The following is a 13,014-nucleotide window of genomic DNA, read 5'->3' as shown; positions in this document are numbered from 1 at the left end:
TCGACGGGGACCCGTAGCGGAGGAGATGCGTGCCCGTGCCAGCCCGACTGCCCTCGTGGGCCTGGGTCACCGGTCTGACGGTGGGGGCGACCGTGGCCGTCGTCGTCCTCGCCGTCCAGGCCGACAAGGGGCCGCACCCCACGGCCGCGGCGGCCCGGCCCAGCGCATCGGCGTCCGCGAGCGCGCACCCGGCACCCGAGCCGACCCGGACTGCGGCCCCCGCGGTGCCGGACGGCTCCGGCACCGGCCGCCGCATCGTCTACTCGCTCGGCCAGAAGCGGGTCTGGCTGGTCGACGCGGCGGAGAAGGCGACCAGGACCTTCACCGTGTGGCCGGGGACGGTCGGCCCCGATCCCGGCACCTACACGATCTCCAACACCCGCCCGGCCACGACCGGTTCGGACGGCGTACCGATCGAGCACGTCCTCTACTTCGCCGGCAAGTCGGGTCTGTCGATCGCCTTCTCCAACGCGGTCGACGGCTCGTCCCCGCCGCCCGCCGCGGGCCAGCAGACCAGCGGCATCCGGATGCCCAAGGCGGACGGCGCCGCCCTGTGGACGTTCGGCACGGAGCCGGACACCAAGGTGACGGTGGTCAGCTAGCCGACGGCCGCTGCGGCAACTGGACGATCAGCAGGACGACGCCGCTGAGCAGGAACGCCCGGGTCGCCGCCGCCAGTCCGTTCCACGTCTTCGACTGCCACATGGCGAACCACTCGCCGCCGATCGCGATGAACCCGGCGCCGAAGAGCAGCATCACCATCAGCAGCCCGTACGTGGACAACCGCCGGGCCCGCCCGTGGTCGCGGCGCACCCACAGCCACGTCCCGGCGACGAGGACGAGGGCCGCGACCCACTCCCAGACGATGATCGCGACGTAGGCGGCGTCCTGGAGCGCGGTGCTCGTGACGGCCCGGCCCATCAGGTCCTCGTCCCGGAACGTCGTGTCCATGGCCAGAACATGCCGTACGAACTGCTGATTGGTGCCGAAGTCCGTGACGTTCCCGATGGCGACGAGCGTCATATAGAGGGCGACGGTCGCGGTGAGCACTCCTGCGGCCAGGGCGAGCCCACGGGGTTCGGTGGCGGCACCGGCGTCGGCGGTGCGCGTGGTGGAGGTGGTGACCATGACCGGTTCCTTCCCTGCCGACTCCACCGCGTCCCGTACGCATTGAGCCAGAGTGACTCCTCGCCGGCCTCGTTTCCCAGGCGTTCACGAAGCTCTCATGCGTCAAGGCTTGGTGACGGCTTTACCCGCGACCTACCTTCACGGGGCACAGTCGGTCCGACACAAGCGAGGCCTGAATGCTCCTCCGGCATGCAATCGCCGCCCTGGCAGTGGTGCCCGCGCTCGCTGTCCCGGCGACCGCCCAGGCGGCCACCGCTCAGCAGGGTGCCCAGCACGTTCTTCCCCAGAAGACCCACTTCGATCTGCAGGCCCACCGCGGCGGCATCGGCATGACCACCGAGGAGTCCCTGGAGGGCTTCGGCAAGGCCCTGCGCCTCGGGGTGAGCACCCTGGAGCTGGACACGCACGTCACCAAGGACCAGAAGGTCGTGGTCAACCACGACCGGCAGATCAGCGCCCAGAAGTGCAAGGACACCGGCCCGGTGACGCCGGGCGACCCGATGTACCCGTACGTCGGCAAGTACATCAAGGACCTGACGCTGGCCCAGATCAAGACGATGGACTGCGGCTACCAGCAACTGCCCGGCTTCCCCGAGCAGGAGCAGATCAAGGGCTTTCGCATGGTGGAGCTGAAGGACGTCCTCAACCTGGTCAAGCGCTACAGGGCCAAGCAGGTCAAGCTCAACATCGAGACCAAGGTCGAGGCGGGCGCGCCCGAGCAGACGGCGCCGCGCGAGCTGTTCGTACGGCGCGTCTACGAGGAGATCCACCGCTCGGGCATCGAGAGGCAGGTCACCATCCAGTCCTTCGACTGGGGGGCCCTGAAGGCGATGCACAGGCTCGCGCCGTCCTACCCGCTGGTGGCGCTGACCAACTACGACTTCCTCCAGGTCGGCAAGCCCGGCGCGTCCCCGTGGCTCGGTGGCATCGACGCCGACGACTACGACGGCGACTTCGTCAAGGCGGCCGCCGCCGTCCCGGGCGTCAAGGCGCTCTCGCCCGTCTACGGCATGCCGCAGAACGGAACCGTCGCGGACCCGGACTTCAGGTTCTACGTCACCGAGAAGATGGTCGAGGACGCCCACGAGCGCGGCCTGAAGGTCATCCCGTGGACCTGTGACGACAACCCCACCATCGAGGCGCTGATGGACATGGGGATCGACGGCATCATCACCGACTACCCCGACCACGTCCGGGACATCATGGCCGAGCGCGGCATGCGCCTGCCCAAGGCCTACCCCGCGCCCCGCGGCCACTGACGGCGCCCCCTTCCGCGCCGGTGGTGTCGGCGGCCCCGCCGACACCACCGCCCCGCCGGGACTTGCACGCCACCGACACCGACACCGCGATCGGCCACCGTCTCGCCCAGCGCCCCGAGTTGTCGCTCTCCGTCATTTCTGTCACATCCCGCATACTGATCCGCCTCATGAACGGACCGTTCCCGGTCGAATACAGTGCTGTGCTGTCGTGCGTACGGACACTGCCCGGAGGAGGTCTTGGTGGGTGCGACAGCCGGTGCGGTCTGGGGCCGTGCCGAACAGCAGGACTTCCGCAGCCGGGTGCGGGGCACGCTCCTCGGGGCGGCCGTCGGCGACGCGCTGGGGGGCCCGGCGGACGGGCTCACGCTGGAGGAGATCCGCTCCTCGTTCGGCGCCGAGGGCTTGGTGGACCTGGCCGTCGGCTTCGGCAGACGCGGCGCGGTCACCCACCACACCCAGCTGACCCTGTTCACCGTGGACGGGCTGATCCGCGCCCAGGTCCGCCGCGACACCGGCGCCTGGCATCCGCCGACCGATCTGCACCGGGCGTATCTGCGCTGGGCGGCCACCCAGCGGGACTGGGGCCCGGACGAGCGCCGTGCGGAGGACGGCTGGCTGGCCCGGGAGGAGTGGCTGTACGCCCGGCGGGACCCGTCGCGGGCGCTGCTGATCGGCTTCGGCGACGCGCACATGGGCACGCTGGACAAGCCCAAGAACCCGGGTGAGCTGGGCCCGGAGGCGGTGGCCAGGTCGGCGCCGTTCGGGCTGCTGGTCGGCTGGGAGCCGCAACTGGTGGTGCAGCTGGCCGTGGAGTGTGCGGCGCAGACCCACGGGCATCCCACGGCGTATCTGGCGGCGGGCGCGTACGCGGTGATCGTGCACGCGCTGGCCCGCGGCGAGAGCCTGGACGGCGCCGTCCAGCGGGCGCTGGCCCTGCTCGCCGCCCGGCCCGGCCATCAGCCGGTCTCGGACGCCCTCCAGCACGCGCTCGGCGCGGTGCGGCAGGGCATGCCCAGCCCGGCGCGGGTGGAGGAGCTGGCGGGCGACGGCACGGCGGACGGGCTGCTGGCCGCCGCCGTGTACTGCGCGCTGGTGGGCGAGGACGTACGGCACGGGCTGTGCCTGGCCGTCAACCAGGCGGGGCCCTCCGGCGCGGCGGGCGCGCTCACCGGCGGACTGCTCGGCGCCCTGCACGGCGAAACGGCCCTCCCGCCGGCCTGGCTGGCCGAACTGGAGGGCCGCCCCACGATCCTGGAACTGGCCGACGACTTCGCGATGGAGATGACCCAGGGGCCCGCGCTGCACGGGCCCGCCGGGTCCTCGCCGGGGTGGCTGGTCCGGTATCCGAGGGCCTGACCGTCACTCCTTCGCGGGCGTGCCCACCACGTTGTCGCCCGCCTGCGCGGGGGCGGGCACGGCGCGGGCCGCGCTGTCGTCGTCCGTGTTGATCCGCTCGATGATCGCGAGCCGTTCCGGGGTGTCCTCCGGCTTGAGGTAGCCGATGAGGATGTACAGCACCAGGGAGACGGCCAGCGGCACGGACACCTGGTACTGGAGCGGGACGCCGCCGTCGACGTTCCAGTTGATCGGGTAGTTGACCAGCCAGAAGGCCAGCAGTCCTGCAGCCCAGCTGACGAGCGCGGCCGTCGGACCTGACCTGCGGAACGTGCGCAGCAGCCCCAGCATCATCGGGATGGCGATCGGTCCCATCAGACCGGCGACCCACTTGATGACGACGGTGATGATGTCCTTGAACGTGGGCGAGTTGACCTGCGTGGCCACCGCCATGGACAGACCGAGGAAGACGACGGTGGTGATGCGCGCCGCGATCAGGCCCGACCGCTCGCCCCAGTCCCGCGCCCGGGCGGACAGCACCGGTGCCACGTCCCGGGTGAACACGGCGGCGATGGCGTTGGCGTCGGAGGAGCACATGGCCATGGTGTGGGAGAAGAAGCCGACGATGACAAGACCCAGCATGCCGTGCGGCAGGAGCTGTTCGGTCATCAGGGCGTAGGAGTCGGAGCCGTCCGGCTTCTGCGCCTGGACCAGCAGCGGCGACATCCACATCGGGAAGAACAGGACGACCGGCCACACCAGCCAGAGCACCGCGGACAGCCGGGCCGAACGCGACGCCTCGTGCGGGCCTGCGGTCGCCATGTAGCGCTGGGCCTGGTTCAGCATGCCGCCGTTGTACTCGAAGAGCTTGATGAACAGGAAGGCGAGCAGGAAGACGGTGCCGTAGGGGCCGACCAGCGGCTTGCCGTGGCCGTGCAGCGCGGGCTCGTCCCAGGCGCCGAGGAACCCGATGTTCCTGTCGTCGAGTTCGACCACCACCGCGACGAACATGGCGAGACCGGCCAGCAACTGGATGACGAACTGGCCGAGTTCGGTCAGTGCGTCCGCCCACAGGCCGCCGATGGTGCAGTAGATCGCCGTGATCACACCGGTGATGAGGATGCCCTGGTTGAGGGAGACGCCGGTGAAGACGGACAGCAGTGTGGCGATGGCGGCCCACTTGGCGCCCACGTCCACGATCTTCAGCAGCATGCCGGACCAGGCGAGGGCCTGCTGGGTGGGGAGGTTGTAGCGGTTCTTCAGGTATTCCAGCGGCGAGGCCACATGCAGCCGTGAGCGCAGCCGGTTGATCCGCGGCGCGAACAGCTTCGAGCCGATGGCGATGCCCAGCGCGATGGGGAAGGACCAGGTGACGAAGGAGGTGACGCCGTAGGTGTAGGCGATTCCGGCGTACCCGGTGAACATGACCGCGCTGTAGCCGGACATGTGGTGCGAGATGCCGGAGAGCCACCAGGGCATCTTGCCGCCCGCCGTGAAGAAGTCGCTCACGTCGTCCACGCGCTTGTGCGACCACACGCCGATCGCGACCATCACGCCGAAGTAGGCGATGAGCACGGCCCAGTCGAGACCGTTCATGTGCCCCCCTTCCAGGGTCCGCCTTGTGGACTCCGCTCAGCCGGCCGGCACTTCGCATGAACGGAGCGGGGACGGGGAAGGCCGCGAAGTGCCCGCTCATCGTGGGCGAGTTGAAGAGGGCACGACAAGCTGATGGAGGGTCAAGTGCAGGTAAAAAGGTTCGTCTTACTGACCTTGATTCACATACTTGAACGCCCTCGCGAGGTCGGCGAAAGGGCTCAGCGCATCAGCTCACCGGCGTTGACCAGCAGGGACTGCCCCGTGATGGCACGCGCCCGGTCCGAGGCCAGGAACACCGCCGCGTCCGCCACGTCCCCGTCCGTCGCCAGCTCGGGGAGCGCCATCCGCTCCGTCAGCCGGCCCAGCACCTCCGCCTCCGGTACCTGCTCGGTCTGCGCGGTGAACCGCACGTAGGCCTGCACCGGCGGGCCCCACATCCAGCCCGGCAGCACGGTGTTCACCCGGATCCGGTACGGCCCGAGCTCGCGCGCCAGCGAATACATCGCGCTGGTCAACGCCCCCTTCGAAGCGGCGTACGCGGCCTGCTTCACCTGTGAGGGCGCCGCCAGGGCCGACTGGGTCCCGACGAACACCACCGAACCGCCGCCCGCCTTCAGCGAGGGCAGGCAGGCCCGGGTCATCCGCAGCGTGCCCAGCAGGTTCACGTCGAGCACCGACCGCCAGGTCGCGAGGTCCGCGTCCTCCAGCCCGCCGAAGTAGGAGTCCCACGCGGCCACATGCACCACGGCGTCGATCCGTCCGAACCGCTCCCGCGCCAGCCCCGCCAGCGCCGCGCACTGCTCCTCGTCGGTGATGTCGGCCGCCCGGTACGCCGTGTGCGCGCCCGCCGGATCGATCTCCGCCGCGCTCTTGGCGAGGTTCGCCTCGGTGCGCGCCCCGAGCACCGCGTTGCCCCCGTCCCGTACGACGGCCGCGGCGACCTGGTGGCCGAGCCCGGCTCCCACCCCCGACACGACGACGGTCTTGCCCGCGAGCAGTGACATGGTGGACCTCCTGGCTGTCCCGGCCCTGGCGCTTTATCTGACGGAGCGTCAGAGTATGGGCGTCCGCAGAAGTTAGGAAGAGCACGGACCACGGAGGGGAACGGCATGAGTGAGGAAACCCGCAGCGAGCTGTACGCCGAACTGGCCGCCGTCGGCCCCTACGGGGTCCGCCCCGGGCACGCCCTGATCACCATGGTCGAGCCGCACCCCGGCCACGAGTACGCGTACAACAGGTGGTACGAGGACGACCACTACTACGCCGGGGCGATGGCCATGCCCTGGATGTACGCGGGCCGCCGCTGGGTGGCCACCCGGGACCTGCAACTCCTGCGCTACCCCGAGAAATCGGCCGTGGCCCGGCCGGTCACCGCCGGCTGCTACCTCTCCACGTACTGGATCACCGACGGCCGCTACGACGACCACATGCGCTGGACGGTCGCCATCAACCGGCGCCTGAACCGCGACGCCCGCGTCTACCAGGACCGCACCCATGTCTTCACGGCCTTCCAGGACCACGAGGCGACCGTCTACCGGGACGGCGCCGCCGGCCCCCGCGACCAGCACGCCCTCGACCACCCCTATGCCGGCCTGGTGCTGGAGGTCGTCGACGCCGAACCGGCCGGCGGCCGCGCCGCCCTGCTGGAGTGGCTGCGCGCCCGTCACCTGCCGAGGCGGCTGGCGGGCTCCCCGGCCGCCCTGGTGACCGTGTTCCGGCCGACGCCGCTGCCCGGCGACCGCATGACCTATGTGAAACAGGTCGAGGGCACCGACACCCGCCTCACCCTGCTCTGGTTCCTGGAGAGCGACCCGCGTCAGTGCTGGGAACGGCACTTCACCGGACTCGACGAACAGGTACGGGAGTCGGGCCTCGGCCGGGTGGAGCTGGTGGCGCCGTTCATCCCGACGATCCCCGGCACGGACCGCTACGTGGCCGAACTGCGGGCCACCGGACCGTCCGACGCCTGACCGGCGCGGTCACTGCTTCAGCTCGTCCGGGCACGGCGTGCCCCGCGGCAGCTGGTACGGCGCCGCCAGACGGTATGTCCCGGCCCGCGGAGCCAGCAGCATCGTCCACTTGTCGCCCTTGGCGTCCTCCGCCGTCTCCATCAGACAGCCGTTGACGTTCTCGTACGTCTTCGGCACCCCGTCCGCGCGATGCTTGGAGGACTGCGTCTCCTGCGGCGGCTTCAGGCTCTTGCCGTCGGCGTCCACGATGCTCAGCCACGGCGAGTACGGGATGCGGATCAGGACCCGGCCCGCCCTGCGCACCTCGATGGTCAGCTCGCCCTGCTCCGCCCGGTCGACGACCGCGTTCGGCTCGGCGAGCGGCGCCGGGTCCGTCACCCGGAACAACTGCCAGTTGGCGTCGCCCCAAACCTGCTTCAGATACGGCAGCCCGCGCTGGACCAGCTCCCGCTCCCGCTCGCCGCCGTCACCGTCCGGCTCGTCCTTGGGCAGCACCACGAAGTGGACGGCCCAGCGCTGCAACCACTCGTGGTAGTTCGCCGAGTTGAGCGTGTCGTCGTAGAAGAGGGGGTTGCGCTCCATGTCGGCCTGCCGGTTCCAGCCGCGCGCCAGATTGACGTACGGGGCGAGCGCGGACGCCTCCCGATGAGAGCGCGCCGGGACCACCTCGACCCGCCCCTTCTCGGCGCCCACCTGCTGCAACTCATTGACCAGCGGGGCCAGCTCACGCGCCCAGGAGGCCGTCGGCGTCGTGTGCACGATGTCGTCGACCGACTTGAAGCCGATCCAGCCGGCGAACCCCAGGAACGACAGCACGATCGCGTACCACTTGCGCGACCGCGGCACCGCGAAGGGCAGCGCCGCGACCAGCGCCACCCCCGCGAACAGCATCGCCAGCCGGGAGATGTTCGACCCGATCTGCGAACTGACCAACCAGACCAGCAGCACCGCGAGGCTGTACACCGCGGCCGTCAGCCGGACCGTCGTCCACTGCTTCGGCACCAGGAACAGACAGAGCAGGCCGTACACCAGCGGCAGCACCGTCGAGCCGAAACCCATCGGCTGGGTGCCCGAGAACGGGAACAGCCAGGCCGCGACGGCGACGACCGCGGCCGGCGCGAGCCCCAGCGCCCAGGCGCCCGGGCGGCGCTTCTGCAGGAACAACGCCACCGCGACCAGGCCCACGAACAGGCCCGCGACCGGCGAGGCCATGGTGGCCAGCGCGGCCAGCGGCGCCGTGACCAGGGCCTTCGCCCACCGCTTGTGGCGCCAGCGGTAGGGCCAGCAGAAGACGGCCGCGACCGCGCCCAGCGCGAACAGCGTGCCGAGACCGAAGGTCACCCGGCCCGACAACGCGTTGCACAGCAGCGCGAAGACCCCGGCCAGCGCCGCCCACAGCGGATTGCGCACCGACCGGCTGCGGATCAGGATCATGGTCAGCAGCCCCGCCGACACCGTCCCGGCGACCATCATGGTCGTACGGACACCGAGGACCGACATCAGATACGGCGACACCACGCTGTACGACACCGGGTGCATCCCGCCGTACCAGGCGAGGTTGTACGCCGAGTCGGGGTGCCGGCCGACGAACTCGGCCCACGCGTCCTGGGCCGCGAGGTCCCCGCCGCTGTTGGCGAACGTGAAGAACCAGATGATGTGCAGCACACCGGCGAGCGCGGTGACGGAGAGGGCCGGGTGCCGCAACAGCCGCTGCCGCAGGGGTTCGGCGACGCCGAGCAGCCCGGCCCGGCGGAGCGCACCGCCGTCCGCGTAGCCGACCGGGTGGTCGTCCGTACCGCCGTCCGTACCGCCGTCCGCGTGGTCGGCGTGGTCGGCGGGGCTGTCCGTGTGGTCGGCGTGGTCGGCGTGGCCGTCAAGGTCGGTCGTGGGCAGGCGTATTCGCGGGCCGGATCCCGGGCCCGGATCGGCGTCGTCGGCGCGTGTCGGCTCCGCAGTGGCCACCTGAAGGCACTCCCCGTGTCCCGTCTTTTGTTCTCGGCCGGGTTCCCCGGTGTTTCCGGCCGCTTACCGGCCAGTTCGCGGCCCTGTCCCTTGACCGGCGACCTGTGCCCGATTCGTGACGCTAGCACGCACCCCGTCGACGGGCCCCCGGGTGGGGGCCGTCGACGGGGTGCGGGGACGGACCGGGTGCGGCGGATCAGCCGAGCCGGGTCAGCTTGTCCGTGAAACCGGGTTCCGCGAGGTCCTTCTGCAAGGCGACCGGCACCTTGACCGCGCCGTTCGAACCGTCGCCCACGGTGAGGGTGCCCACCTTCGTGCCCGCCTTCGCGGAATGCGGCACATCGTCGGCGGCGAACGACAGCCCGACCTTCAGGCCCGCCCAGCCGACCGCCGTGACGTCCTTGGTGATCACGACCGGCGTACGGCCGCCGAGCCCGTCGTCGACGTACCCGACGACATCGCCCTTCTTCAGGATCGTCGCCGGCTTCAGCGCGCCCTGCGCGGCCCGGATCAGCTTGTCGCCCGCGTCGAGGGCGCCGCTGATGATCGTGTTGTCCGCACCGCCGGGGCCCTGGCCGACCACGGCGCCGACGATGGTCCGCGTCTCCCCGCCGACCTCCCGGGTCGCCGCGAAGACCAGATTGCCGCCGGCCGCGGTGGTGGTGCCGGTCTTGATGCCGATGACGTCGTTGTAGCCGACCAGGCGGTTCCAGTTGCTGTGCTTGGTGCCCTTGTAGTCGGTGTACTCCATCATCCGGGCGACCTCACGGAAGGAGGCGTTCTGCATCGCGGCCTTCGCCAGCTTCACCTGGTCCACGGCCGTGCTGACCGTCGTCTTCTCCAGGCCCGACGGGTCCGTGTACGTCGTGTGGGTCATCCCCAGGTCCTTGGCGGCGGCGTTCATCTTCGCCACGAACGCCTTCTCCGAACCGGCGTCCCAGCGGGCGAGCAGCCGCGCCACATTGTTCGCGGACGCGATCAGCACCCCTTCGAGCGCCTCCCGTTCGGTGATGGTGTCGCCCGCGCGGACCTCCACGGTGGACTCGCCGTCCGCGGTCGCCTGGTCCTGGGCCGTCTGGTCCACGGGGATCTTCGGGCCCTCGCCGCCCTTGAGCGGATGGTCGCGCAGGATCAGGTACGCGGTCATGACCTTGGCGACACTGGCGATCGGCACGGGCTTCTGCTCGCCGGACGAGCCGAACGAGCCGATGCCCTGCACTTCGAGCGCGCCCTGACCGCCGGACGGCCACGGGATCGACGCCTTGCCGCCGTCGAAGGTGTAGCTCTCCTCGGCGGTCAGGTCGAGGCTCGGCGTGGGCAGCGGGCGCAGCGCCTGCACGACCGCAAAGACGACGGCCAGCAGGACGACCAGCGGGGTCCAGATCTTGACCCGGCGCACGATCGTACGGACCGGGGTCTGCGGGGGCGGCGGCGTGTTCGTCAGCTCGGCCAGCAGGTCCAGCGGCGGCTTGGGCGGGAGCGGCTGCTGAGTGGTGCGCTCGGGGCCGAGCCGGGGGACGCGGGCGGTGGCGTCGGCGGGGGCCGCCGGTGGCCTGCGGGTGGCCGGGTCGTCGAGCGGCTTGAGCGCGACGAACCTGCTGGTCCGCTCGGCGTCGGTCTCGGACGTGCCGGGCTTCCCGGCGCCGCCCAGCTTGAGCATGGTCGTCGGCTGGTCGACCGGCGCGTCCGCGGGCACCCGCACGGCCTTGAAAACAGCGGTCGGCTGGTCCACCCCCTGCGCCCCGGCTCCGTGGCCGCCACCGGCATCGTCACTCCGGCGCCCACCCGGTCCTCCGGCGTCCCGAGAACCACCGACGCCCGCATCACCCTCGGCGTCCGCGTCGGCTTGGGCACCGGCACCCGAGGCAGACCCATGACCGGCCTCGGCGTCGGTCTTCGCCCCGTCACCTGCCGAGTCCGAGGCGGCGTCTGCGGCCACGGCATCGTGGGCCCGCGCGGCGGAGTCGGCACCCGCCTTGGCGCCGGACGCCCGAGGAGCATCAACGCCCGTGGCGTCCTCGGTCCCTGCCTCGGTTTCGTCGTCCGTCCGGGTGCCGGAAACCGAGTGGGTGGCTATGACGGCGGCCTCGGCCTCCGCCGTAGCGGCGCCACCTGCCTCCGCACCCGTCCCCACACCGCCCCCCGCCTCGCGACCCGCCCCGGCCTTGGGGCCCGCGTCCGTCTGGGGGTCTGCCGCCGTCTTGGGGCCTGCGTCCGCGTCGTGGCCTGCCCCGGCTTTGGGGCCCGCGTCCGTCTGGGGGTCTGCCGCTGTAGTGGGGTCTGCCGCCGTCTTGGGGTCCGTGTCCGCGTCGTGGCCTGCCCCGGCTTTGGGGTTTGCGTCCGTCTGGGGGTCTGCCGCTGTAGTGGGGTCTGCCCCCGTCTTGGGGCCCGCGTCCGCGTCGTGGCCCGCTCCGGCTTTGGGGTTTGCGTCCGTCTGGGAGCCTGCCGCCGTAGTGGAGCCTGCCGCCGTCTTGGGGCCCGAGTCCGCCTCGCGGCTGGCGCCCGCCTTGGGGTCCGTGTCCGCCTCGCGGCTCGCGTCCGCCTTGGGGTCCGCCGCCTTGGAGCCCGTGTCCCCGGCGGGGGCCGTGTTCGTGTCGGCGGCTGCGTCCGTCTGCTGGGCAGCCGCCGCTTCGGGGGCCGTCTCGGGATCCGGGGTGTGGACGGCGTCCTCGGGGCCGGTTCCGGAAGCGGAGGGCGCCTTGGAGCCGGCGGAGCCCTCCGGTCGAGGCTCAGCGGCCCCGGGAAGCGGCTTGGAGGGCGCTCCAGCGGTCTCCGCGCCGTCGGAGTCCCCGGAGTCGCCCGAGCGCACCCACGCCGCCACAGCAGCCGCCAGGCGCGCTCCCGTCCCGTCGGTCTCCGGGCCGACGCCGTCCTGCACCGAGGCCTGCGTCCCGCCCGTGTCCCCGGCCTCCGCCGCACGGTTGGCGCGCGCAGCGGCCTCGGCCGTGTTCCCGGCCCCCGCCCGGCTCTTGGTCTCGGCCGTGTTCCCGGCCCCAACTCGCCCCTTGGTCCCGTCCGTCTCCGCGCTCCCAGTCTGGGCCCCCGCCCGGCGGCTCTCGGTCTCGCCCGTGTCCCCGGCCTCCGCCGCACGGTTGGCGCGCGCAGCGGCCTCGGCCTTGGTCCCGTCCGTCTCCGCGCTCCCAGTCCGGGCCCCCGCCCGGCGGCTCTCGGCTTCGTCCGTGTTCCCGGCCCCCGCCCGGCTCTTGGTCTCGGCCGTGTTCCCGGCCCCGGCCCGGCTCTTGGTCTCGGCCGTGTTCCCGGCCCCGGCCCGGCTCTCGGTCCCGGCCGTCTCCACGCTCCTGCTCCCGGCCCCGGCTCGGCCCTCGGTCCCGGCCGTCTCCGCGCTCCCACTGCGGGCCCCGGTCCGGTGGCTCTCGGTCCCGTCCGTGTTTCCGGTTCCCGGCCGGGGGCCGGCGTGGGTCGGCTTCCCGGTCTCCGTCGTGTGGTCGGCGTCGGTCGACGCCTCCCGTGTCGAGAGCACCTTGGTCGCCGTGTCCGCGCCGCCCCCGTGGGACTCGGACGCGCGGGCCACCGCGAGCCGCGGATCCCGCGTGTCGGGAACCGCACCCGCGCTCCCCGACGTCGGTTCTCCCGACGACTCGCGCTGCTTCGACCTGTCGGGGGACTCGCCCGCCACCGATGCCTCCTCCATGCGCCGCACGTCCTGGGTGCGGCCGCCGAACCGACCGTTGTTGACCGCTGGCCCCGCCCGGACCGCGTCTCCCACCGCTGTCCGAACCATGTACCAGTGTCCTGTGTATGGG

Annotated in this window: 9 protein-coding genes; 4 read left to right on the top strand and 5 right to left on the bottom strand. The window is 71.8% G+C overall.

What is annotated here, in order from left to right:
- The first annotated feature begins 35 nt into the window (after nt 1–35).
- The gene (locus ACFYTE_RS11720; RefSeq protein ID WP_388708161.1) at nt 36–602 is read left to right on the top strand and encodes a hypothetical protein; all 567 of its coding nucleotides are present in this window, start codon (nt 36–38) and stop codon (nt 600–602) included.
- Here ACFYTE_RS11720 and ACFYTE_RS11715 read toward each other — a convergent pair.
- Nucleotides 595–1,128: a DUF2165 domain-containing protein gene (locus tag ACFYTE_RS11715; protein ID WP_388708158.1), complete on the bottom strand. Its 534-nt coding sequence runs from the start codon at nt 1,126–1,128 to the stop codon at nt 595–597. The genes ACFYTE_RS11720 and ACFYTE_RS11715 overlap by 8 nt on opposite strands.
- 176 nt (nt 1,129–1,304) lie before the next feature.
- Between ACFYTE_RS11715 and ACFYTE_RS11710 the strand changes: the two genes are divergently transcribed.
- On the top strand, nt 1,305–2,387 hold the full coding sequence (locus ACFYTE_RS11710) for a glycerophosphodiester phosphodiesterase family protein (RefSeq protein ID WP_388708156.1): 1,083 nt from the start codon (nt 1,305–1,307) through the stop codon (nt 2,385–2,387).
- Nucleotides 2,388–2,627: 240 nt separating this feature from the next.
- A complete protein-coding gene (locus ACFYTE_RS11705) occupies nt 2,628–3,743 on the top strand; it encodes an ADP-ribosylglycohydrolase family protein (protein WP_388708153.1) in 1,116 nt (371 codons plus the stop codon).
- A gap of 3 nt (nt 3,744–3,746) precedes the next feature.
- Here the strand turns inward: ACFYTE_RS11705 and ACFYTE_RS11700 are convergent, their stop codons facing one another.
- Both ACFYTE_RS11700 and ACFYTE_RS11695 read right to left on the bottom strand, forming a co-directional pair.
- Nucleotides 3,747–5,318 carry a sodium:solute symporter family protein gene (locus tag ACFYTE_RS11700; RefSeq protein WP_388708151.1) on the bottom strand — a complete coding sequence of 524 codons (1,572 nt, stop codon included), beginning with the start codon at nt 5,316–5,318 and terminating at the stop codon, nt 3,747–3,749.
- A 218-nt stretch (nt 5,319–5,536) separates the two neighbouring features.
- The gene (locus ACFYTE_RS11695; protein ID WP_388708149.1) at nt 5,537–6,322 is read right to left on the bottom strand and encodes an SDR family oxidoreductase; all 786 of its coding nucleotides are present in this window, start codon (nt 6,320–6,322) and stop codon (nt 5,537–5,539) included.
- A gap of 105 nt (nt 6,323–6,427) precedes the next feature.
- Here ACFYTE_RS11695 and ACFYTE_RS11690 point away from each other — a divergent pair, with 105 nt between their 5' ends.
- Nucleotides 6,428–7,288, top strand: coding sequence for a hypothetical protein (locus tag ACFYTE_RS11690; RefSeq protein WP_388708148.1), 861 nt, complete (start codon nt 6,428–6,430; stop codon nt 7,286–7,288).
- Nucleotides 7,289–7,297: 9 nt separating this feature from the next.
- On the opposite strand, the gene ACFYTE_RS11685 is transcribed toward ACFYTE_RS11690, so the two are convergent.
- Together ACFYTE_RS11685 and ACFYTE_RS11680 are read right to left on the bottom strand one after the other, a co-directional pair.
- Nucleotides 7,298–9,250 (bottom strand): MFS transporter, encoded by a 1,953-nt coding sequence (locus ACFYTE_RS11685; protein WP_388708146.1) that lies wholly within the window; start codon nt 9,248–9,250, stop codon nt 7,298–7,300.
- A 196-nt stretch (nt 9,251–9,446) separates the two neighbouring features.
- Entirely contained in the window at nt 9,447–12,059 is a 2,613-nt protein-coding gene (locus ACFYTE_RS11680) for a D-alanyl-D-alanine carboxypeptidase (RefSeq protein WP_388708381.1), read from the bottom strand.
- Between the last annotated feature and the right edge of the window lie 955 nt (nt 12,060–13,014).

The sequence above is a fragment of the Streptomyces sp. NPDC004629 genome (genome assembly GCF_042873595.1).
Classification (GTDB): Bacteria; Actinomycetota; Actinomycetes; order Streptomycetales; family Streptomycetaceae; genus Streptomyces.
The sequence above is the reverse complement of the archived record's forward strand: the minus strand, read 5'-3'. Positions and strand labels throughout refer to the sequence as shown.